General features: G+C 25.1%; 21 protein-coding genes. 6 read left to right on the top strand and 15 right to left on the bottom strand.

Annotation, left to right across the window (positions count from 1 at the left end; genetic code table 4):
• Nucleotides 1–91: 91 nt before the first annotated feature.
• Both SCULI_RS02580 and SCULI_RS02575 read right to left on the bottom strand, forming a co-directional pair.
• Complete coding sequence (locus tag SCULI_RS02580; protein ID WP_025363078.1) at nucleotides 92–2,818, bottom strand: DEAD/DEAH box helicase family protein; 2,727 nt, start codon at nucleotides 2,816–2,818, stop codon at nucleotides 92–94.
• A gap of 97 nt (nucleotides 2,819–2,915) precedes the next feature.
• On the bottom strand, nucleotides 2,916–3,149 hold the full coding sequence (locus SCULI_RS02575; protein WP_053230324.1) for a S1 RNA-binding domain-containing protein: 234 nt from the start codon (nucleotides 3,147–3,149) through the stop codon (nucleotides 2,916–2,918).
• 284 nt (nucleotides 3,150–3,433) lie between these two features.
• Between SCULI_RS02575 and SCULI_RS02570 the strand changes: the two genes are divergently transcribed.
• The gene (locus tag SCULI_RS02570) at nucleotides 3,434–4,072 is read left to right on the top strand and encodes an MBL fold metallo-hydrolase (RefSeq protein WP_025363077.1); all 639 of its coding nucleotides are present in this window, start codon (nucleotides 3,434–3,436) and stop codon (nucleotides 4,070–4,072) included.
• Nucleotides 4,073–4,138: 66 nt separating this feature from the next.
• On the opposite strand, the gene SCULI_RS02565 is transcribed toward SCULI_RS02570, so the two are convergent.
• A complete protein-coding gene (locus SCULI_RS02565; RefSeq protein WP_025363076.1) occupies nucleotides 4,139–4,843 on the bottom strand; it encodes a hypothetical protein in 705 nt (234 codons plus the stop codon).
• Between the two features lie 67 nt (nucleotides 4,844–4,910).
• Here SCULI_RS02565 and SCULI_RS02560 point away from each other — a divergent pair, with 67 nt between their 5' ends.
• Nucleotides 4,911–5,606 (top strand): hypothetical protein, encoded by a 696-nt coding sequence (locus SCULI_RS02560; RefSeq protein ID WP_025363075.1) that lies wholly within the window; start codon nucleotides 4,911–4,913, stop codon nucleotides 5,604–5,606.
• A 9-nt stretch (nucleotides 5,607–5,615) separates the two neighbouring features.
• On the opposite strand, the gene SCULI_RS02555 is transcribed toward SCULI_RS02560, so the two are convergent.
• Nucleotides 5,616–7,397 carry a gluzincin family metallopeptidase gene (locus SCULI_RS02555; protein ID WP_025363074.1) on the bottom strand — a complete coding sequence of 594 codons (1,782 nt, stop codon included), beginning with the start codon at nucleotides 7,395–7,397 and terminating at the stop codon, nucleotides 5,616–5,618.
• Nucleotides 7,398–7,516: 119 nt separating this feature from the next.
• Between SCULI_RS02555 and SCULI_RS02550 the strand changes: the two genes are divergently transcribed.
• Together SCULI_RS02550 and SCULI_RS05760 are read left to right on the top strand one after the other, a co-directional pair.
• Nucleotides 7,517–9,682 carry a lipoprotein gene (locus SCULI_RS02550; RefSeq protein ID WP_025363073.1) on the top strand — a complete coding sequence of 722 codons (2,166 nt, stop codon included), beginning with the start codon at nucleotides 7,517–7,519 and terminating at the stop codon, nucleotides 9,680–9,682.
• Nucleotides 9,683–9,794: 112 nt separating this feature from the next.
• Nucleotides 9,795–10,607 carry a lipoprotein gene (locus SCULI_RS05760; protein ID WP_025363072.1) on the top strand — a complete coding sequence of 271 codons (813 nt, stop codon included), beginning with the start codon at nucleotides 9,795–9,797 and terminating at the stop codon, nucleotides 10,605–10,607.
• A 58-nt stretch (nucleotides 10,608–10,665) separates the two neighbouring features.
• Here the strand turns inward: SCULI_RS05760 and SCULI_RS02540 are convergent, their stop codons facing one another.
• From SCULI_RS02540 to SCULI_RS02520, 5 genes are all read right to left on the bottom strand, one after another.
• On the bottom strand, nucleotides 10,666–11,202 hold the full coding sequence (locus tag SCULI_RS02540; RefSeq protein ID WP_025363071.1) for a hypothetical protein: 537 nt from the start codon (nucleotides 11,200–11,202) through the stop codon (nucleotides 10,666–10,668).
• A 147-nt stretch (nucleotides 11,203–11,349) separates the two neighbouring features.
• A complete protein-coding gene (locus SCULI_RS02535) occupies nucleotides 11,350–11,793 on the bottom strand; it encodes a flavodoxin (protein WP_025363070.1) in 444 nt (147 codons plus the stop codon).
• 15 nt (nucleotides 11,794–11,808) lie between these two features.
• Nucleotides 11,809–13,533 carry an aspartate--tRNA ligase gene (gene aspS / locus SCULI_RS02530; RefSeq protein ID WP_025363069.1) on the bottom strand — a complete coding sequence of 575 codons (1,725 nt, stop codon included), beginning with the start codon at nucleotides 13,531–13,533 and terminating at the stop codon, nucleotides 11,809–11,811.
• 5 nt (nucleotides 13,534–13,538) lie between these two features.
• On the bottom strand, nucleotides 13,539–14,777 hold the full coding sequence (gene hisS / locus SCULI_RS02525; RefSeq protein WP_025363068.1) for a histidine--tRNA ligase: 1,239 nt from the start codon (nucleotides 14,775–14,777) through the stop codon (nucleotides 13,539–13,541).
• Between the two features lie 166 nt (nucleotides 14,778–14,943).
• Nucleotides 14,944–15,285, bottom strand: coding sequence for a hypothetical protein (locus SCULI_RS02520; RefSeq protein ID WP_025363067.1), 342 nt, complete (start codon nucleotides 15,283–15,285; stop codon nucleotides 14,944–14,946).
• 138 nt (nucleotides 15,286–15,423) lie between these two features.
• Here SCULI_RS02520 and SCULI_RS02515 point away from each other — a divergent pair, with 138 nt between their 5' ends.
• Nucleotides 15,424–16,011 (top strand): hypothetical protein, encoded by a 588-nt coding sequence (locus SCULI_RS02515; RefSeq protein WP_025363066.1) that lies wholly within the window; start codon nucleotides 15,424–15,426, stop codon nucleotides 16,009–16,011.
• 203 nt (nucleotides 16,012–16,214) lie between these two features.
• Nucleotides 16,215–16,463: a hypothetical protein gene (locus SCULI_RS02510; RefSeq protein ID WP_038648046.1), complete on the top strand. Its 249-nt coding sequence runs from the start codon at nucleotides 16,215–16,217 to the stop codon at nucleotides 16,461–16,463.
• Between the two features lie 44 nt (nucleotides 16,464–16,507).
• On the opposite strand, the gene SCULI_RS02505 is transcribed toward SCULI_RS02510, so the two are convergent.
• From SCULI_RS02505 to SCULI_RS02480, 6 genes are all read right to left on the bottom strand, one after another.
• Entirely contained in the window at nucleotides 16,508–18,952 is a 2,445-nt protein-coding gene (locus SCULI_RS02505; protein ID WP_025363064.1) for a PTS fructose transporter subunit IIABC, read from the bottom strand.
• 12 nt (nucleotides 18,953–18,964) lie between these two features.
• Nucleotides 18,965–19,903: a 1-phosphofructokinase gene (locus SCULI_RS02500; protein WP_025363063.1), complete on the bottom strand. Its 939-nt coding sequence runs from the start codon at nucleotides 19,901–19,903 to the stop codon at nucleotides 18,965–18,967.
• Between the two features lie 2 nt (nucleotides 19,904–19,905).
• Nucleotides 19,906–20,610 carry a DeoR/GlpR family DNA-binding transcription regulator gene (locus tag SCULI_RS02495; protein WP_025363062.1) on the bottom strand — a complete coding sequence of 235 codons (705 nt, stop codon included), beginning with the start codon at nucleotides 20,608–20,610 and terminating at the stop codon, nucleotides 19,906–19,908.
• Nucleotides 20,611–20,752: 142 nt separating this feature from the next.
• Nucleotides 20,753–21,568 (bottom strand): hypothetical protein, encoded by an 816-nt coding sequence (locus SCULI_RS02490; RefSeq protein WP_025363061.1) that lies wholly within the window; start codon nucleotides 21,566–21,568, stop codon nucleotides 20,753–20,755.
• Nucleotides 21,569–21,693: 125 nt separating this feature from the next.
• Nucleotides 21,694–23,325: a hypothetical protein gene (locus tag SCULI_RS02485; protein ID WP_025363060.1), complete on the bottom strand. Its 1,632-nt coding sequence runs from the start codon at nucleotides 23,323–23,325 to the stop codon at nucleotides 21,694–21,696.
• Between the two features lie 2 nt (nucleotides 23,326–23,327).
• Nucleotides 23,328–24,056, bottom strand: coding sequence for an ABC transporter ATP-binding protein (locus tag SCULI_RS02480; RefSeq protein WP_025363059.1), 729 nt, complete (start codon nucleotides 24,054–24,056; stop codon nucleotides 23,328–23,330).
• Nucleotides 24,057–24,105: the final 49 nt, after the last annotated feature.

Here is a 24,105-nt window from a genome sequence, read left to right as displayed (position 1 = left end):
TACTATTTTTATTATAATAAGCATAAAAGTGATTACAATAAACAAAAAGTGTAATTTAAAAGGAGATAGTATCTATCTCCTTTTAATATATTTAAAAAATATCAAATTCTGCTGTTAAATAATTATTAACCAACATTTCTTTAAAAGTTCCAATTCCAGTGAATTTATATAATTTTAAAAACATATTTTTTTGTTCATAATTTTGGCGATCATGAATAAATAAGTATTTAATTATATTTTCATCTTTAAAATCTTTAATAATTTTATGCTTTAAAGTCATTGTTTCGGGAAGAGACCAATAAAACTTCTTATTATCAGGATCATATTTTGTCAATTTTCCATATCCTGTTCCATCTTCATCTGCTAAGATAATTTGCTTTGAATTTTGTCAAGTTAAATATCCAGCTTGAAAAGTCAATACTTTTAATTCTTCACGATAATGTAAGAAATTGGTTCTTCCAACTGCTGCAAGTGATTGTTTTACTGTATAAGTTGAATCAATTGATAAAAGCTTATCAATATTACTTGTAAAAATTAAAGTTTCATTTTCAAGCTTATATTTTAATATTAAGATTAATTCTTCAACAATAATTTTATTATTATTAATGAAATGTTCAACAAGATCATTTATTTCTAAATAATTTGGATACAATTGTAAAAATTTATCCATACTTGTAATTTCATATAAAAACGAAGTCATTAATAAATTATCAAAATCTAAATCAATTTCAGATTTTAAAATTTGATTAGATAATCGTTTTAAAAAGTAATTTATAATTTGATAATTATCTAAGAAAATAAATTGTTTTAAAATATTTTTATTTCTTTTAGTTTCATTTTCAAATTTTTGATACTTGCCTATTTGTTTCGCTGTTTTTAAAAATAAATCATCTAAAGTATTATAAAAATCTTGTAGAGATAAATCATAATCTTTAATAATCATTTCCAAAGCTTTATCTTGATATTTTTTATAATATTTAACAACTTGATCTTTAAGAATAATTTTATTACCATATCATTTTTTAAGACTTCTTAAAATTAATTCTTCTGCACGTTTTTCTAAAGTAATTGTTGAATTATATGGTAAACCTTGTTTTGCAGAAATAAAATTAGTTCCTATAATTTTTGGATCAAATAAATTTCTAATTCCTAAAGTTAAATCATATTTACTATCTATATTAGAAATTAAATCATAAACTTCTAATTTATTTTTAAGTTCTGTTTTTCTTAGCCCTCTTCCAAGTTGTTGAAGATAAATTGTTTTGGAATTTGTTGGTCTCAATAAAATAATAGTATTAATTTGTGGAATATCAATTCCTTCATTAAAAATATTGACAACACATAAGTAATTTATTCTTCCAGTACTAAATTCATGCAAAATTCTTTTACGCTCTTTTTTATTTTCAGAAGTTAATACTTCTGCTTTTAAATTTTTTAATTTTAAAAAACTAGCAATAATATTGGCATGCTCAATTGTCACACAAAATATCAAAGCAGTTGGTCTTGCATATATTCCCAAATATTTTTCAATTGTTTTATATAATAATTCATTTCTAGAATCAGTATTTATTTTTTTAAATATTTCTTTATCTGAATCTAAATCAACTCCAGTTAAATCAGTTGAAGTATCATCAACACAATAATAATCAAAAGGACAAAGTAATTTTTGATTTACAGCATCTCATAATCTTAATTCTGACGCAAATTCATTATTAAAATATGTTTTTATGTCTTTTCCATCTTCTCTTTCAGGAGTTGCTGTTAAACCTAAAATTTGTTTTGGTTGAAAATAATTAAAAGTTTTATCAAAAGTGTTTGCAGCAATATGATGTGCTTCATCAAAAACAATGATATCAAATTGGTCTTTTTCAAAATCACTAATTTTGTTTGAAAGTGACTGTATGGTTGCAAAAAGATGTTTTGGTTTTTGACTAATGTTTTGACCATCATATAACACTTCTCCAAAATTAGGATCATTTAAAACTTGACGATAAGTTTTAATAGCTTGATCAATAATTTCTTTTTGATGTGCTAAAAATAAAATTCTTAAATTTTGTTTTGCACTTTCAATTTGTCTTTTATAGTCAAAAGCAGAAACAAGTGTTTTTCCAGTACCAGTTGCCATAACAACTAAATGTTTATCTTTACCCATAAATCGTCGATATGATAGCTTATTAATAACTTCTTTTTGAAATTTATATAAATATCGTCTTACATAAACAAAATTTGAATTTTGATTCATTAAATCCAATTGAATTTTGGCTTCTTGATTTTCTTTAACTCTTTGAATTAAAAATTCTCTTTGTTCTGTATCTGAAAAATTAATAAAATCCTCTACTCACAAATTATCAAATTCTTCAATCATTTGTTGAACTAAGTCATTTTCCTGTTTTGAAATGATTTTAATATTTCATTCTCTTCCACTAACCATTCCCTTATAAGTCAAATTAGATGAACCAATAATAGCACTATCAGGTTTATGTTTTCTTTTAAAAATTGAAGCTTTAATATGAATTCTTTCACTATGCTTTTCTAGGTTATCTTCAATTTTGATTTCAATATTACTATATTTTTCAACAATATTTTTTAATTCATTTAAATTATTAAATTGTGATAAATCATCAAATGTTGTTGAAATTATTTTAATTGGAATATTGTGTTCTAAACAGTAATCAAAAGTTGAAGAAATCTTATTTAGAATCATTTTTGAAATAAATGGATAAATTAAATAGACTTCATCTGAAGTTTTAATCTCATTTTGAATTTCTGTCAATAATTCTTGTTGATCTTTATTTGTAAAAAATTTTTCTTCTTTCATGGACTTCTACGACACCCTTCTTAATTATTATAAATAAAAAAAACTTATCTATTCTTAGATAAGTTTTTTATGACTCCTTTAAAAGTTTATACAGATATTACTGTGCGTTTTTTAAAGAAATTTTAGCTTGGTTTTTTGATTCATCAACTGAAATTACATAACCATCAACTGTTTCACCAACTGATAAATGATCTGATACGTTTGCAACATAACCATCTGTAATTTCTGAGATATGAATTAAACCGTTATAAACTTTGCCATCAATTGTTACATCACAAAATGCACCAAAATTAACAATGTTTGTAATAGTTACTTTTACTGTTTGTCTCATAATATTTACTTCCTTCAAATAAACTATAACTTAATTTTAAACATAATGATATAGCAAATTGAATAATTTGAAAATAAATTTCAAATTAAACACTTATAAACTTAAAAATTTAATTATTTTTGAAATCTTATCCATTTTTTTACTTTTATTTCTCTTTTGGTTTAACTATTTTTAAAAATTTAATTGCAAATTTAAAATAATTTAAATATTTCACTTATATTATTAAAAATAAATTTATAATTATATTGCTTATATATTGTTAAAAAAAGCAAGAAACGGAATTAATGCATATGTTTATAATGAGAAGTTTTACAAATGAAGAATTAAATTCAAGTGTAGCACATTTACTTGTCAATCAAGATAATACTGCTATTTTAATTGATATTTTTGGCTTAGATAATACAATCATAAATTTTTTAGAAAAAAGAAACATTGAATTAACTACTATAATCTTAACTAATGGAAACATTAACCATGGACTTGGAATTGATAACATTGTTAAAAAATATCCTGAAGTTAATTTAATTATAGATCCTGAAGAATACGATCGTTTAATTACAAATATAAATAAAAATGAATCACAAAAAACACCTTGAGATATTAAACATAAAATTTTTATTAATAAAAGTTTTCAATTAGTAATTAAAAATTTTGAATTTAGCTTTGATAAATTTGAAATTAATAACGAATTGAAACATATGTTTTACACAAAAGAACAAAAGTTATTATTTGTTGGAGACATTCCTTTGTGTGATCAAGCAGATTTCACTTCTTCTAATTCAAAAGAAGTAGCTAAAACTGCTATTAAATATATTTTTGAAAATTATGGAACTGAAGTAAACATTGTTTCTAGTCATTCTGAAAATACATTTAAATTAGATGAAATAATTTTAGATGGTAAAAAATTTAAAGAAATTATTTAAGAAATTTAAAAACAATCTTGGAAACAAGATTGTTTTTAAATTAATAACTCTTTTTTCTTTCAAATATTAATTTTCAGATATATTATTTGCTAGTTCACAAATTACTTGAATTTGATATAAAATTCCATTTATTTTTCAATAATCATTAAAACCATTATCAAAAGGATCATTTTTTGCTTTTACATGAGCAAATTCATCTTCATAAATACCAATTGTTAATTCTATTCCCAATATTCATTCATCAACATCAATTTCTTCTTTCAAATTTTTCAATATGTCCTTTTGTTGAGGATTTAATATAAATTTATTTACTTGATATAGTTTTTCAATAGCACTAATATAATCAACTGCTCTAACTAGTAAAAAATCAACTACTTCAACTTTGTCTGGTAAACGATTATGTTTAGCAATAAAATCATAAATAAATCTCACTGTCTTATCAGTTGTAATAATTGTTTCTTTCAAAGAAATCATTCTTGGTTGCAAAATATCTCTGTCAAATTCAATTGATTGTTCATCTAATTTTAAAAAATACATAAATTGTTGATCATATCAATCATAAAATAAATCTCTCACACTTTGAAACTCATGAAAAAATTCAATTGATCGTAACATTTTAATCATTTTATTAACTCTTTGATAATCTAAATCAAATTTTTTATAATGTTCTTTGACTAATTTTAGTCACATAAACGTATTTGAAAGTGATAAAGCAAAATAATTTAAAACTTCATCAATATGTTCTTCTTTAAAATCGTATTTTCCAAGCATAGTTTAATTTATTCCTTTGCTATAAATACTATATAATATTTAAAGTATTTAAGGAAGATGATTTTGTATGATAAATAGTTATAAACCAAGTGTGTTAAATGAAAACCAAATTAATCACTTAAAAAATGTTAATCCTTTTTGAGATAAGGAATTAAAAAAAGCATTTAAAAAATTAGAAAAGTGATTACTTAAATTTAATAAAAATTTAGATAATTTTAAATTAACTTTTACAACAAGTTATGAGCAATATAGTCAAATGTTCAAATCAGTTGACAATTATAAAAACTTCTTTAATCAAAAATATAGTTTGATTAAATCAAATGTAAGAATCTTAAAAAAATTTCATAAGTTTATAATTGATTACTGTACAACGCTTGGAATTGTAAAAGCAATTGAAACAATTGCCAATTATTTTGAAGGAATTAATAAAACAGATATTGGTAATAAAAAACAATATTGTTTAGAATTAATTAATAAAATTATTGATCAAAATCTAGAAATTTTTAAAAAAGAACTTTTAGTTCAATTGAAAAATGATGAATATATTCCAATGGTTGTTGACCAAGTAATTAAAATTGATACTAAAATCACAGATATTTCATTTTTAGCAATTATTGTTACAAAGTATTTGCGTCAATTACTAAAGGTTAAAAAAATTAGTGAAGATAAATTCATTAATTGCAATGTTTCTGTGATTGAATTTTATGCATATATTAATTCTTTTAGTTTTATAATGAGTCACTTTTTAAAAGATGTTTATTAAAACATCTTTTTATTTTATAAGTTCTCTTAACTGTTCAATTAGCTTATCAATATATTGAAAAATTGAATCATAACTATGTTCATTTAAAGTATCAAAACCATACTTTTTAAATAATTGTTTTGGTTCCAGATTGCCACCCTCTTTTAAAAATTCAATAAATGGAGTAATATCACCAGTTTTTAGAAAATTATTAAAAAAATGAAAAGCAACAGAAATTGAAACACTATATTTATATAAATAAAACGGTTGTTCAAAAATATGGTCAATATTTATTCAACTATATTTTTTAAACTCTTTATCAAAATATTGTATTGATGAATTTTGATTTAATTCTTTAATTAATTGATCTAAATAGAGTTCATTAATAATTTTGTCATTATGTACTTGCTCAAAACAATTTAACTCAAATTTTGTGAATTTAATTGCAGAAAATAGATTGGACATTAGAAACTCAATTTTATTTTGGATTAATCAAATCTTAGTTTCTTTACTTGCTGTTTTTAATAAATATTGCATTATTATCAATTCATTAAAAGTTGAAGCAACTTCTCCTATTAAATGGCCAAAACTATTAAAAGGTTCAGGTTGATATTTTTGAGCATATAAATGATGAATACCATGACCTAATTCATGACCCAATGTCATGATTGAACTAATATCATTAGTTCAATTTAGAGATATTAAAGGCTTAAAATAATTGTTTGTAATTGTAAAGGCTCCTGAATTTTTATATTTATACTCTAAATAATCAATTTTTCCAGGAATTAACATTTCTTCTAAAAATTGACCGTATTCATCTCCAAAAATATCAAAAGCTGATTTTATAACTTCAATGCCCTTTTCAATCGTAATTTTTTGATTATTTTCTTTACTTAATTTTAAAGAAGTATCTGTAATATAAAATTCATTATCAAAATTAAAATGTTCTTTGAATAGTAAATAAAATTTTTCGACTAAATATTCATATTTTGAAGTTGCATTAATAATTGTTTCTAAATCTGGTTTATAAAAATCACTATCATCAAAGAAGTATTCAAAATAATCTTTAATTCCAATTAACTTATAACTTTCAACATTTTCACGAATCAAAGCATCATATAGTTTGATAAAACTAAATCTTTTATTAAAGATATTCTTATTAAAAGCTTGACTATATTCAATTCTTAATTTTTGATCTTTAATAGGATTACTATCTGTAAGTATTTGAGTATAAGTTTTATTATCTAATTTATATTCTTGATTTTGAAAAATAAACTTGGATGTTTTGTAATCTTTATACATTAAAGTTTCATACATTTCATAGATTGTAGAACTAGATCCATTGGTTTTGGCCAATATTTTTCTATCTTTTTCTGGCAATAAATATTTAATTTCTTTATAAAAATCAACATAGCTCTTATAATAGTTTTTTAAATCATTATCATTTTTAACAAACTCTAAAAATTGATCTTTATTATAGTTTTTTAAATTTTCTTGAACTCAAGTAAATTTATCACTAATATCATTCATTTTTATATTATAAATCTGATTTAATTCCAATAAATAATCATTATTTTGTTCAACTTCTAATAAATTAAATGGATAAGCTAATTGTTCTTCTAATTTATTAACTTTTCTATTTTTAAAGAAAAATTTCTTAAAAACTTGAAAATCATTAAATTTATCTTCAAATTTTAATAGTTTCATATTCATTTTAATAATCTTATTAAGCTTTTTAATGAAATGTTTTTTACTTTTAAAACTAAATTCCAACTTTCATTTATATTTTTTTTCAATTTCTTGATTTTGCATAAATAACCCCTTGTTTATTTAGATTATACAGCACACTTACAAGTTGATAACTTGTTTTATCATAAATTAAAAGATAAAATTATATTAATATTTTTATATTTTAAGGGGGGAGCAACTATATGAAAAAGTTACTATCACTAATCGGTGCCGCTTCGGTAACTGCTCCCGCTGCAGCTAGTGCAGTATCATGCGGAGAAGTTGCGGTTCTAGGAAAAGGACCTTTATCTGAATTGACTACAGATATGGTCTTAAAAATTAAAGAAAAATCAATTAAAGGAATTAATGATGCAATTGATGCGTCTAAAAAATTAGCCAGCTTTCAAGTTGATATTGAAGGTGATCCTGCCCTTTCAAGTTCAGATAAAGGTACTGTTACTTTAACACCAAACATTGAGTGAGGTTTTGATCTTGAAGGTAGTGCTAAAGTTCAATGAATGTATGTTCAAAATTTACATGATGTTATTAAAGTAAAAAACTTAGGTGAATTTGAAAAAGTTGATGCAAGTGTAATTTTAAGTGTTTTAAGTACAAAAAATACAAATCTTGATACAAATGAAATAGAAGTTATCAATATTACTAATAAAGGTGCTACAATTCAGGCAAAAAATAATTCTGAAAAATATTATGGTTCTGCAAAAGTTTCATTCTCTGTTAAAGAAGCAGATACTCGTGTTGAATTGAGCTCTGTAATTAAAACTACTAGTTTAGGTGAGCTTGCAGATAATCAATCAACAACTATTTTAAATGCAATTGCAAACCTGAATAGTGCTTTAAATACAAAAGAAGTAACTATTTCAAATATTACTTCAACAAGTGCTTTAATTAATTCAAAATCAAATTCAAAAGTTTATAAAGGTAGTGTTGCTGTTAAATTTACAGTTGAAGAATCAGTAGAACCTCCAATTGAATTAATCAAACTAGAGCAACATTTAAAAACAACTAATTTAGGTGAAATTAGTAAAGCTGATGAAAATACAATTTTAAGTGCTGTTAAAGCTAAAAACTCACAAGTTAATACAAGTGAAATTGAAGTTAGTGCAATTAATGACACTAATGCCACAATTAAAGTTAAAGCAAACTCAACAGTTTATGAACAAGGTTCAATTAAAATAACTTATAGTCTTGCTTCAACTCCAACACCACCAGAGGAAAAAATTGATTTAAAAGAACATTTAAAAACAACAGATCTTCTTGGAGTTGGTGATAGTGAACCAGATACTTTACTTGCCAAAGCAGAAACTTTAAATCCTGATTTAATTATTAGTGAACTTGAAGTAATTAATATTGGTGAAAATAAAGCTGATATTAAAGTTAAAAATGATAGTGAGTTTTATAATCCATCAACAATCTCTGTTACTTTCACAATTTCAAGTGCTTTAGAAGACGTAATTAGTGTCAGAAAACTTGGAGAAATCAATGATAAAGATAGTGAAACAATTTTAAACAGAGTTGCTATTAAAAACCAAGCATTGCAAAAAGCAGAAGTTGAAGTTATCAATATTACAGATTCATCTGCAACAATTAAAGCAAAAGATAATTCAATTATTTATAAAGGAAGCGTCGAAGTTACATTTAGTATCTTTGTTGAACAAGAAGTTGATAAAGATGAAAAAGATATTACAAAATTAATTCAAAGAACAATGCTTGCAGATGATTTAATAACTTTACCTACAAATCCAGGTTCAGTATGAGGATTGGTAATTAAGGCTAATGCAAATACTTTAAATGAATTGAAATTAGAACACGTTATCATTTCTGATATTAATGAAAATGGTGCAATAATTAAAGGTGATGAACTAAAATGACCAAATTACAAAGGAACTGTTGAAGTATCTTGATCAAAAAATAAAGATGCAGAAGATGGTGAAAATGATTTAGGTAATTTAGGAGAAGAATTAAATTCAAATGCAAACTTCAATATTAGATGAAAAGAAGTTGTTGAAAGTCGTACAAAAGCTTGAGAAAAAAATGAATTAGGTGAACAAGATAAATACGAATCTCTAGAACACTTTATATGAATGGATGTTAACGGTGGAGTTATGTCTACAGTTCAATCTGTATTTAGAACTACAATGTTAAAAATTCTAGGATTATATGATATTCCAGAAGTAGTATTAGATCCAAACTTTATTAAATATCAAGTTGATTGAGACACAAACTTATGAGAAACAGTTGTCGAAAATGAAATTGAATTAAAAGACCAAGAATTTGAAATCGATTGTTTTGGTCTTGAAGGTTCATGATTAAAAGGAAAAACTGCTATCAAAATAGTCTTAAATAGTTAAAAAAAGTCCCCTATTTATGGGATTTTTTTTATTTAAATCACACTTATACTTGATTGCTATATGCAACATACATAGTAAAATATAAATAGAATTTATAAGGGGGTGCATTTTTATGAAAAAATTATTGTCAATAATTGGTGCTGCATCCGTTACTGCAACTGGAGCTTCAAGTGTAATATCTTGTGATCCAGGTGATGTAGAAACATTTGCAACTGGGGATATGACAGACATTTTCACAAATATCAATAAAATAATTATAAATTCTAAGGACGACAACGGTATTAAATTAGCAATAAAGAAACTAAAAGTAATTAGTTCTTTACAATATGATATTAAAGGAACTGTAGATTATTCAAATGATACAGGAAGTGTAACATTAGCTGGAAAAAGTGACTTTTTCCTTCCAGTAACTGGAGAAGTTACTTTATCTTGAGAATATCAAGAAGAAGTTATTGCTCCTGAACCTGGACCAACTGATCCAGAAAATCCAGGACCAACTGATCCAGAAACACCTAACCCAGAAGATAATGGTAATTTAGGTGAAGCACAAGAATCTTTAGACATGGCCACAGGGTTTGTAATGGACTGAGAAAGTCAATTTGCAAGTGCCGAAGAAGCCATTGAAAAAGGTTGAACTGATTTAACTGATCCAGTTGAATATGCATGAATTTTAATTGGAACACAAGTAGATTCAGTGTTTAATACAACAGTTAAAAATCAATTTGATATTGATCCAAATAACCAAGATTTAGTACAAAAAGGTAAAACTTATCAAAATGATTGAGATAAAGTTATTAAAAATCTTGAATTAGAATCGCAATCAATTACTGTAAAATATTGAGGTACAGATGGATCATGAATTACAGGTGAGGCAACAGTTACTGTAAGACTTCACAAAACTGGTGAACAAGCTATAAAAAAATAAGACATGTTATAAAACATGTTTTTTTAATTCTTAAATTGAGTATAAAAAAAGCAGTAAATTATTTTTTACTACTTGCAAATATTAATTTAGCACCTTTTTCATAGTATTCATATACTTCATCATCTTCTAAGAATAATGGAGCTGATAACGCACCTTGATGTTGTGCTAATAATTTAATGTTTGGATCATTTTCAAAGAAATCATTAAATTTATTAAAATTATTTGTCATAAATTTATAAATATCTTTTAATACCAGCATTTGTGGACCTGGTAATACTTGAACTCTTGATTGCAAGAACCCTAATTTTTCTAATTCAATAAATTTAGTAAAATTATCTCTTGCTTCAATTACAATTGGTTCTACCCCTTTTGCATCCATTGCAATTGAAATATCAGCAATCATAGTTTCAAAGAAATAAAAGTTAAATGTTGTTGCTAGATAAATAGCTCTATTTAAATTTCTTAACCCCAATCATGGTATTTTATCTTCTGTGATCTTTTTTGTACCAATATATCCTGGTGCAAAATATTCAAGATTTGTATCCATTCTAAAGAAATTACCAATAAGATCTTTTACGCTGTCATTTACACTCATATGAACTTCCTCTTTTATCTATAAAAGTATTTTATATGATTTGATTATTATTTACAATAACTATAAATACTGGGTTTTATAGAAATTAAATATGAAATATTCTTATTTGTGCCAAAAATAAAATAAAAAGACTTTTGTAAAAGTCTTTTAAGTTAATTTATCAACTAATTGCTGACAAAATTTTTCTAATTCTTGAATATCTTCTTCTTTTGGATCAAGTTCAATTTTGACACTTTCACTACCTTTAATAGCACCTGCTTGTTCAAATGCTGCTGCAAAATCATCAACTGCTACTGCAAAATGTTCATAAAAACGGTCTCCTGACCCACATGTTCCATAAATTTTACCTTTAAGATCTACTTTTTTTAGATCATAATAGAAATCAATTAATTCATCTGGAATATCGCCATCTCCATAAGTATATGTTGCAACAATACAAATATCATATTCTTGAAATGATTTTGGAGTTGCATTTCAACATTCTTCAATATCTACTTCAACCCCTAATTTTTCTAATCGATTTGAAACAATATAGGCTATTTCTTCTGTATTTTTAGTTTGACTAGCATAAACTATTTTAGCTTTTGACATATTCTTTCCCCTTTATTAATTTAATTTAATAGCCAATTCCTCTAATTGTGATTGACTTACAGTATCTGGTGCATTTGTCATTGGATCAATTCCAGATGAATTTTTTGGAAAAGCAATTACTTCTCTAATGTTTTCACTTCCAGTTAATAACATACAAATTCTATCTAATCCTAAAGCACATCCAGAATGATATGGTGCTCCATACTTATAGGCATTTACAAATCAACCAAAGTTTTGTTCAATTTGTTCTTTTGTTAAACCAATTGCATCAAACATTCTTTGTTGAATACTTGCATTTGTAATTCTTTGGCTTCCCCCGCCAACTTCAAAACCATTTAAGACAATGTCATAGGCTTTTGCAAAAGCATTTTTCATATCCTTGTCAAAACTATTCAAGTGTTCATCAATTGGGCTTGTAAATGGGTGATGCGCTGCTACAAAGCGATTTTCTTCCTCTGAAAATTCAAATAAAGGAAAATCAACAATTCATACAAACTTTAAATCATTTTCATCTAATAAATCTTGAAGTTTTGCAACATGATTTCTTACAGCTCCTAATGCTTTTGAAGCTCTTTCATATTCTTCAACAGTAAATAAAATTGTGACTGGTTTTTGAATATTAAAATGACTAATTAAATTTTGCTTTTCATTATCACTTAACTTTGATCCAATTGATCCACTTCATTCATTTAAATCATATTTTGCAAATGCTAAAATATTGACACTATTTTGTTTTGAAGTTTCTGTTAATGCTTCTAATTCTTTTTTGTTTAATAAACCTTCAACACAAATTGCTCTAATAGTTTTATTTTCTAAATTTGAAAATAAAGGAATTTGTGTATTTTCAAATAATTGATCAACTGTATTGATTTCATAACCAAATCTTAAATCTGGTTTATCATTTCCATATTTATCAAATGATTCATTTCAACTCATTCTTTGAATGGGTTCTTTAATATCAATTCCTTTAACATCTAAAACAAGTCTTTTGAACATTGCTTCAATCATGTTCATTGCATCTTCTCCATTTGCAAAACTCATTTCCATGTCAAGTTGAGTAAATTCAGGTTGGCGATCAATTCTTAAATCTTCATCTCTAAAACATTTAACAATTTGAAAGTAGCGATCTAATCCTGAAATCATAAACAATTGTTTATACAATTGAGGAGATTGAGGTAAAGCATAAAATTTCCCTTGATTTAATCTTGAAGGAACTAAAAAGTCACGTGCTCCTTCTGGAGTTGATTTACCAAAAAATGGTGTTTCAATTTCAAGAAAGTTATTTTCAATAAAAAAGTTTCTAATTGAATGATTCATTTGACTTCTTACAATTAATTTTTTTTGCATTTCTGGACGACGTAAATCTAAATAACGATATGTTAGACGTGTATCTTCTTGTGCTTCAATGTTATCTTTAATTTCAAAAGGAGTTAATTCAGTTTTATTAATTAAAATAATATTTAAAACTTCAATTTCAATTTCTCCAGTTGTTAAATCTTTATTTTTTGATTTTCTTTCAATCACTTTTCCAGTAACTTCAATTACAAATTCATTTTTTAAAATATCATTGAATTGATTCAATTCTTCTCCAATTACTAATTGAGTAATTCCATAACGATCACGTAAATCTACAAAAGTAAGTGCTCCCATTTTACGCACTTTTGCAATTCAACCTTGTAAAGTAACTGTTTGATTAACATTTGCAATGTTTAATTGTCCACATGTATGTGTTCTTTTCATAAAATTTATTTTCCTTTCATAATTGTTTCTACAATTTGATCAAAATTAACTTTTTGTTCTGTTTTAGTGATTTGATTTTTAATTACAACCACATTTTCTTTTAATTCATTATCTCCAATAATTATTATATTTTGAGCATTTAGTTTTTCAGATTGTTTAAAAGCTGATTTCATACTTCTGTTCATATAGTCAAAATCAACTTTTAAACCAGCACTTCTTAACATTAACAATAAGATATTTGAAAATTGTTTTGCTTTATCACTTAAACCAATAATGTATGCATCAAGTGTTGTTTGCTCACTTAAAGAAATGTTTGCCTCTTCAAGAGCAAGAACAATTCTTTCAATTCCCATTCCAAATCCTGCAGCTGGTAAATCAACTTGTCCTAATTCATTGACTAAGTTGTCAAATCTTCCCCCACCAAGTAAAGTTGATCCATTTTTATCTTTGATTTCAAATACATAACCTGTGTAATAGTCTAAACCACGAACTAATAATTTGTCTTCTTGATATTTAATTGCTAAATTATCTAAAGTAGTTTTTAAATGACTATATTGTGTTTGATCTTCTTGGCTTAAATATTCTTTCATATCTTTAATGTCACTAAATTTTGCACTATCAACTTTACAGTCCAAAACTCTTAAGGGATTTGTATTAATTCTTGTTTGACAGTCATCACATAATTGTAAAGTTGATAATTGAATTTTTAAATCAGCAATATATTTTTGACGATTTTCTCCTGTTGCCAAATAATTTAAATGAACAGAATAATTTTCAATTCCAATTGCATTTAAAATATTTACAGCTAAGCATAAAACTTCACTGTCAATCAATGCATTTTTAGGTCCAAACACTTCAACCCCAAATTGTGTAAATTGACGTTGTCTTCCATTTTGAGGACGTTCATAACGAAACATGTTTGAAAAATAAAATAGTTTTAAAGGTAAATTTTCATTGATATACATTTTATTTTCCAAAATTGCTCTTACAGTTGGTGCAGTTCCTTCTGGTTTTAAAGTAAGTGAACGATTTTTTTTATCATTAAATGTATACATTTCTTTGCTAACAATGTCAGTTTCACTCCCAACACCTCTTAAAAATAAATCTGTTGATTCAAAGATAGGAGTTTTAATTTCTGAATAATTATATAAATCCACAATATTGCGAATAATCATTTCTAAAGCAAAAAACTCTTTGACTTTTTTATCATATAAATCAACAGTTCCTCTTGGTTTTTGTATCATAAAATTTCACCTTTTTCTAACTTATTAATTTTACACCAAAATAAATATTGTATTAAGTAAAAAAATAGTAAATAAAAAGTAGATGTCAAATCTACTTTTTAGAATATTTTTTAAGTTTTTATCTAATTATAATCAATATCAACATATTTAAGGATCAAAATAGTATTTACTTAATTTTAAATAGATGTTTTAAATAGAAAATAAAGTAAATTATAGTTAGTAATGTAGCTATTAAGTATCCTATTACAATAAAACACATTATTCAAATTACAATATTTGTACTATCTAAATTAGATTTAGAAATAATTACTTTATCAGGACTATTATAGAAATTTGGTTTTTGAAATCAATAAGTAATTATTGCTTGTTTATTATTCTTAGTAATTATTAATTGTACTTTAGTATTATTTTCTCCTTTATCAATATTTATAGCATTTAATAAATGATAAAAATGATTTGAATAATTTAAAAGTGATATCCAATATAAATTATTCCAATCTTGATTCATTGAATATCAAGTTTAAATTCACTAACTTTTTATCAAAAAAACTAATCAATAAGTGTTATTTTAAAAACTATTAAAAATATTTATAAAATAAGATAAAATACTTTAGAAAATGGTAAATGATAGAAAGAAATAAAAAAATTGAAAACTATAGAATTACCAATATTTAATAAAAAAGAAATTAATATAATAACATTTCAAAATTTAAAATCAATTATTAATAAAGAAATTATTGTGTATAGCAATACACATGCAATTAAATGAGCAACCATTTATTTTAGAATTAGTTACATTCTTTTTATATTAACTGGGTTTTATGCTTTAATATTTTTTATATATATTTCTATTGAAAAACCTGAAATTGATCAAAACTATGAGGGTTTATTTACCTTAAATCAACTTTATTATATGTTTATATTTTTCTTTACATGTATTGCATTATTTATAGTTTTTCTTTGTCTAACTTTTTTCTTTAAAGGTAAAAAAAATAAATTAATCAAAGAATATAATGAACAATTAAAGCAATATGATTGATTTAGAATATATCAAATGTTTTATGCAATTTTAGATCCAAATAGTGAATTTAAATTAAAAGGAATAAGCACAGCAGAAACTCAAATTGATGATATAAATGTCAACTCTAGTACAAAAATTATATTTGAACGTAAAAATATTCCCTATATTTTTGGGTTTCTGTTAATGTTAATAATCCAAATGAAAAGATTTTAAAAAAAGATTTTAGTATTGTTAACTATAGTTTAGTTGGATATGCCAAAAATATTTTTTTAACACAACCATTTATTTTAAAATTAAAAGATAATCAAGATTACAATTCACTTTGCCAAACTGAATCAATAGTTTTTGATAAAGATTTCTACTTTACAGCTGCCAATAAATTTGAAGCATTTAAAGTATTAATACCAAAAGTAATTATGAATTATAAAGAAATGGATTTTTCACCTAATGCAAAAATTGTTTTAAAATCAGATATGCTTTTAGTTAATTATTTTCTTAAAGTAAAAGGAAATCGAATTGATTTAGCTTTTGCTAAATTTAAACGTTATAAAAATAATCAAAATGAATTGATTAATGGTATTACCAAAGAAATCATTGAAGATTTAGAAAGTGTCAATGAAGCATTACGCTATCTTCAACCTTTAATCAAAAATAATATTATTTAAAGTTATTTTTGACAAAAAAATCCTTTTTTCAAGGATTTTTTTAATTATTTACTAGCTTTTAATTTAGCTTTTTCAGTCATTTGATTTTGATAAGCCAATTGTTTTGCTTTTAAATCTTGTTCAAATTTGTTGTATTTATTTAATTTTTCATTGTATTTAGCCAATTTTGATTCATTGTTTGCAAATTTTGCAATTTTAGCTTCAATACTTTCTTTAACTCCATTTGAAGTTGCTAATGCCAATTTTCCAGATTTAATATCTGCCAATCTTCAGAAACCTAATACGATTCCCATTGCAACTGAACCAGCAACTACTGCTAATAAGTATCCAGCTACTCCAAATGCTTTGGCCATTGATGCACTTTCAAATAATAATGAGTTAGTTAATGGCACAACAAAGATTCCTCCATGTGGTGCTGCAATTGTAACTTGTAATGCACCAATAATAGCACCACTAATTGCTCCCCCAATCATTGCAGAAACAGGGATTCTTTTTGGATCTTCAATCATAAATGGAATTGCACCTTCTGAAATAAAACATGCTCCCATTAATCAGTTTGCTTTTGCTGAATCTTTTGATTTAGCAGTTCATTGTCTTGGGAAAAGTACTGTTGAAATTGCAATTCCCAATGGAGGAATCATTCCCCCAGCCATAGCAGCTGACATAATCATTGTTTGATTTGCATATGCAACTGAGTTTGGATCTTTAACCAATCCATAACCTACTGACAATACTCCTAAAGTATACGCAATTTTGTTAATTGGTCCACCCATATCAACACACATCATTAAGGCAATAATTGTACATACAATAAACATTAAGTTTTTTTCTGCCATAAATGTAATTCCTTCTTGTAATCCTAACATTACATATCCTAAAGGAATATTAATTGCTAACATAATAATTGCTACAGATAATAGTGATAATACTGGAATAAACACGATGTCACGTGCTCCTTGTAATCCTTTACCAAAGTTTTTCATTAATTTAGTTCATCCATACACTGCAAGTGCACCTAAATATGCACCAACTAATGCTCCAATAAATCCAGATGATAAACCTTGAATGTTATCTGGTAAGAATCTACTTCAAGCCCCAGCTCATGAACCAGGTGTTCCATAAACCATACCATTTCCATTTGCAAATAAACCAGCAGTTGCTCCAACCATTAATCCTTGAGGACCAACAATTGAGTAACATACATAACCTGCAAGAATTGGAATCATTAATTCCATACCAACTTTACCAATTCCTGAGAAGAAATGAGCTGGTCCTCAAATTGTTCCAAATGAACCAGCAGCATAATACAATGATTCATCTGCTCCAATTGTTCATCCTGCTTGACCATTAAATTCTCCAAATTTATTATTTCATAAGTTTCATGTTATAGATAATGAATTTTCTGGATCAAATCCAGGTGTACTAATGTATTGATATACCTCATTATATTCTGCTTGAGATATTCCCATTACCTTTGTGACATAATCACTAATATTTGCGATGGCTGTCATACCCATTGCTGTTGTATAAATATAATCTAAAAGGAATCCAAATCCTAAAATAACTCCACCAGCTACAACGAATGGCAACATTCTTGAAACCCCTGCTAGTAAGTTATCTTTAACTTTTTTAAATTGTGTTAATGATAATTCACCCACTGAATCATCACTGTCATCTTTTGCATTTTCAACTAATTTAACATTTTGATTTTTATCAAATTTTTCAATTAAATCTTTTCCATTGTAAATTGCATCTTTTGTAGTAGTGTCAAGAACTTTAACTCCGTTAAATCTTGCCATACCGTTAATTGCTTTATCGTGAGCTAAAATAATAACTTTGGCATTTTCAATATCTGCTTTTGTTAATTTATTTTCAACTCCTCTTCTTCCTTGAGTTTCAACTTTAACGCTCATTCCTAAATTAGAAGCATATTCTTCAATTTTTTCTGCAGCTAAATAAGTATGAGCAATTCCTGTAGGACATGCTGTAATTGCAATTACATCATAATGTCCATCAGCACTAACTTTATTTGTTTTTTCAATTTTAGTTGATAATAAGTTTTGAACTTCAGTTACACTTTTGGCATTTCTTAACCCTGCTTGAATTTCTTGTTTTACTAAGAATCCAGAAAGATTTGCCAATGCTTCTAAATGTTCATTTCCATCTTTTCCGTTTGTCATGATCATAAACACTAAATCTGTAGGTTTACCATCTAATGATTGTCAATCAATTTCGTTTTTTAATTTAACAAAAGCAATTGCAGAAGAATTTACAGTTGGATTTAAAACGTGAGGAATAGCAATTCCATCTCCAATTCCTGTTGAATCTTGATTTTCACGTTTTCAAACCGCATCTTTAAATTCACTTTCATCTTTAACAAATTTTGCTTTTACTAATTTTGAAGCTAAAAAGTCAATAACTTCTTCTTTAGTTTTTAAATCTTCATTAAAGAAGGCAATTTGCTTATGAAATAAATCTTTTAATTCCATATAATACCTCTCCTAAATTTTTTCTACTTTAATTTGGTCAACTAAAGCAATAATTTCATCTTTAGATGCCAGTCATTCGTTAAAAGCAGTTGCAGCTCCAGATGCAGCTGCAAATTGTAAGGTTTTTGTTACTGAGAAGTTTTGATCAATTCCATGAACAAAACCAGCTAACATACTGTCTCCAGCACCCACTGAGTTGATTAATTTCCCTGTTGCAATACCCACTTGATATACATCATTATTTTCATCAAAATATAAACTTCCTTGTGATCCTTTACTTAATAAAATATTTCTTGCTCCTAATCCTTGCAATTGTTTAATTAAATCTTTGGTTTGTTCAAAATCAATATCTTCATTAAATTCAATATTCAATGTTGAGCAGATTTCTTCTAAATTAGGTTTAATTAAATAGGGCTTTTGTTTTAAAGCATTTATTAATAAATCATTAGTTGCATCACAAACTAATAAAGCTGAATTTTGATTAACTATTTGCCCTATTATTTCATAAATATCTCTTTGTACACCACGAGCCACACTTCCAGTAACCATAACAATATCATTTGGTTTTAAATTATCTTTTAAATAATCTAAAAACTCTTTTAAAGTATCTTGAGTTACTTCAAATCCTAAACCATTAAGCTCAGTTTCTTGGTGCGAAGCTAGATGCTTAATTTTATAATTTACTCTCGTACTGCCCTGATTGTAAAAGAATTTATAATTTAAATTAATTTCTTCAAATTTATTTAAAAAGATTTCTTTATTATCCAATCCCATAATCCCAATAGCTTGTACTTGTGATTGTAAATTTTTTAATATAACTCCTGCATTAATGCCTTTACCACCAACAACTTTATATTCTGTGTTGTAATAATTAGTTATTCCCAGATCAATTGGTTTATCAGCCAAAATTATATGATCAATTGCTGGGTTTAATGTTATTGTATATATCATTGTTATACCTCTTCGTTTATTAAAGCAATTTGACTTTTATCACTGAATTTAATAAATGATTTTGATTTCATTTTACTAGTATCTGCAAGTCCAAAGGCAAATTGCGAATTTAAAATAATTGTTTTTTTAACTTCGGCTTCATCATCATCTGTTGTATAGAAATTAAATTCATTATCAACAGCGTTGACACCAATAAATGCTACATCAAAATTATATTTTTTAATAGCACTAATAGTTTCAACTCCACATATTGCTCCTGTTGTTAATTTTAATTTTCCAGGTAACAGATAAATATCTGTTACTCCATTATTAGCTAATACTTGTGCATTAATCACTGAGTTAGTATAAATTCTAATATTTAATTGCGGATTGATAAGTTGAGCTAAATAATATGTACTAGACCCTGCATCTAAGAAAATAGTTTCTCCAGGTTTAATACAATGCAATGCTTTTTTGGCAATTGTTTTTTTAGCTTCAACATTTGCTGTTAGTTTTTCGTCCAATTTTAATTCTAAAATTGATCTTTCTTTAATTGATTGTGCTCCACCATTAACACGTTTTAATTTGCATTCATCGTTTAAATCAGTTAAATCTCTTCTCAAGGTAGTAAAAGGAATGTTTAGAGCTTTTGAAATATCTTCATTAGAACAATAACCATTTGAATTTACAAAATCTAAAATTAGTTTTAGTCTCTCTTCTCTTAACATATTTACACCTCATTTTTTATTTTATACCCTTTATTTTAAAAAACAACCAAAAACAACCAAAAATAATATTTTTCAACCATTTTCAACCAAAATAGTAAAACAATAAAAAATACATCCTTAGTAGATGTATCAATTATATTATTTATTTTCTTTTCTTTTTTTGTTTATTTGGATCAATACCACGAGATTTTGCCATTGCGAAGTTTAAATCTCTATATTTTGTTTCTTGTTCAATTGCTTCATCTCAAATTGGATTGATAACTTGTTTTTGTTCACTTTCAGCTTTTGCTTCTTGTGCAACCACATCAGGATTTGCTCCTTGTTCAATTTTCATTGCTTGTTCAATTGTTAAATATGGATCTTCAGGTCTAATTCCAGTTTGAACAAGTGAAGCAATTTGCATTCTAATTTGTGAACTTGATAATTTTTTATCTTTAAAGTCAACTTGTCATTGAATTGGTGCTTGTTTTTCAAATTTGTAAGGTTCTTTCATAATTGCATAAAGCATGTTTACAAATTTTTCAAAACCTTCTTCACCTTTTCAAAAGCTTGTTTGTTCAGTTGTTGTTAAATTACCATTAATTAAGTCAAATTTTGAAAAATGCATTTCAAAGATTTTTGAAGCTCAATCTCCTTCTGGAATTAAGTAGAAGTTTGTAAATAAACTACAGTTGAAGATATGAGTATCAAATTCATAAATTGAGAAGTTGAATCTATCAACTGTTGTTGTATCAATTGATACATTAAAGTTTTTAACATCAACAACTTTACTTAATCATTGTAAAACTGATTGTGCATATTTTAAAACAAACTTCAGTTTTTGACTTGAAAAAATCAATGTTTTTCAACGTGTAAAATTGAAATCATATTCTGAATCTTTTCTTGTTGAAGCAATATTGAAGTCCAAATTAGCTTGGACAAATTCATGTATAGGTAAATAGATCATCTCTTTTTGCATACTTTAAATCCCCTTAAATATAATTAATATAAGTATAGCATTTTTTTACTTTAAACACAATAGAACCGTAATGGTGGGTTGTATAAAAAAATAAGGGGATTATTTATTAAAATTAAATCAAAATTTTAATAAATAATAGTTTTTTTGTAAGAAAAATATGATGGATAAATTAAAACTAAAGGTATAAGTAAATAAATAAAAAATAGAAAAACATAATCAATATTATTTTTAAAACTGCTTTGGACATAATCTCATATTATATCTTTATCTCTCAATATTAATTCTCCATTTTCGAATGTTGGTGCTTGCATCGATTCTAATGAAGAAGTATTTCAATTAATTCTATCAGAAGAATAAAATTCCATAAGTTCATCATTATCTAATTTATAAGTTAATATTCTATTTGGCAATACTTTATAGATACCAAAATAAATTGAATAATATGCTGTTAAATCAGAATTATTTGATTTTCCATTTGAAAGTTTTGTAATCTGATAAAAAGGTAAAAACTCTAGAAATTTATATTCTTCAATAGTATTAAGTTCATCTTTAATATATCTAAAAGTATTAAATTGTAATGCAAATGTATTAATAAATGAATTTATAGTATATCCCAAAAGAATTGAAGAATAACCATTTTCATATAAATTACTTCCAATAAATATTTTTTCTCATTTTTCTTGACTTAGAGAAATACTTTCATCTGCCAATAGACTATTTAAAGAACCATAAATATTATTTTGAAACAGTTTTGTGTTTTTAATATAACTATTAATTATTTGTTTTTCTGTAGAAGAGAAATTTTCATAATTAATCATTTGCTTATAACCATAAGTTAAAGAACATTCTTTTTTACTAATAACTCTAGTAAAAAAACCAAAATCATCATAATTACATTCACTATTATTTAAAACTTTTGAAGCATCATTAATTTTAAGCAACAAATCATAAATTTTATTGCCTTCTAATATCTCACTATCTTTTAATACATCACCAGCATAAATATTATTTGCCGATATTTGACTAAATTCTGTTATATATTCAAAATAATCTTCTTGTCATGATTGTAAATCATTGTCCAGAATATTTTTTAAATCATTAGATTGAATTTTTCAATATTCAATCTTATTTGTTCGTAAAACATCATATGAATAATTTTCTTTTGAAGATTGTAAATTTACAAATGTAAACATATTTATAATGGGCGATAGAATAATAAAAATTGAAACTGTTCATACAATTATTATTGATAGAATACCTTTAATTAATAAGTCAAAAAATAAAGTTATTATTATTAGTAGACTTACCAATAAAAATATAAAAGAATAATTCCCTAATAATATTGTGTAACTAAAATTATAACCAAAATCATTGGGAATAGTTAAACATAATACTTTAATAAGAAATGTAATTAAAAAGAATATATATGTATAAATATACAATGATAAAATTCTGTAAAAAAATGACGTACTTGTTTTATAACCAAGTCTTATTTCTAAATTATGAATTCCATTATTAATTTGGCCTGAAAATAAACTAACAACCGCAGTAACTATTAATAGTGATCAAACTACAGTTAAAAATACAAATTCTAAAACTTTTGCAAATTCCAAAAAACTTGATTGCTCAGGAGTTGTGGTTTGCATTGAAACAATAGATAAAATTCCCCCCATTATAAGAGAAGTTACTAATAATGTTATTGATAATCAAAATACAATTTTATTTTTTCAAAGTCAACGAATATTTAATAAAAACATATCTAATAATCACCCTTCATTTTTTTAATTAATTCATTACTATCAATAACTTTTTTATTTGCATATTTACTGTATATATCAATTATTTTCTCATTCTCTTTTAATTTTGAATCATATACAATTTTTCCTGAGGTTATTATTATTAAGTTTTGTGCTATTTCATCTAACTCATCTATAATATGAGATGTAATCATAATTGTTATTTTTAATTCTTCATTCATTTTTTTAATTAAACTAAGCAATTCTACTCTTCCTTGAACATCAAGATTAGATGTTGGCTCATCAAAAATAATTACCTTAGGCTTTTGAAGAATTATTCCTGCTAAAATAATTCTTTTCTTTTGTCCTGCTGAAAGAGTTTTTATAATATTTTTAGAATACTCTTTCAAAGCTAATAATTCTAAAATTTCTATAATTTTTGAAGAAATTAATTCAGATTCTATTTTGTATAATTTTGATAAATAATATAAATATTCATATAAGGTTATATTTAACGATAAATTATTTGAATCAGGAAAAAATGCAACATCTTTATTCTTATCAATATCTTCAAAAATTATAGTTCCGCTATCAATCTTAACCTCACCAAATATTGCTTTAATTGTCGTTGTCTTTCCAGCTCCATTATCACCAACAAAAGCTGTTATTTCATTTTCTTTAATTGTAAATGTAACATCTTCTAATATATTCTTATTTTTAATCTTTTTATTTATCCCATTTAAACAGATCATTTATAGTGTTCTCCTTTATAATAAAAACTAAACAAATAGTTTAGTTTTT

It is taken from the genome of Spiroplasma culicicola AES-1 (genome assembly GCF_000565175.1).
Taxonomy (GTDB): Bacteria; Bacillota_I; Bacilli_A; order Mycoplasmatales; family Mycoplasmataceae; genus Spiroplasma_A; species Spiroplasma_A culicicola.
The sequence above is the reverse complement of the archived record's forward strand: the minus strand, read 5'-3'. Positions and strand labels throughout refer to the sequence as shown.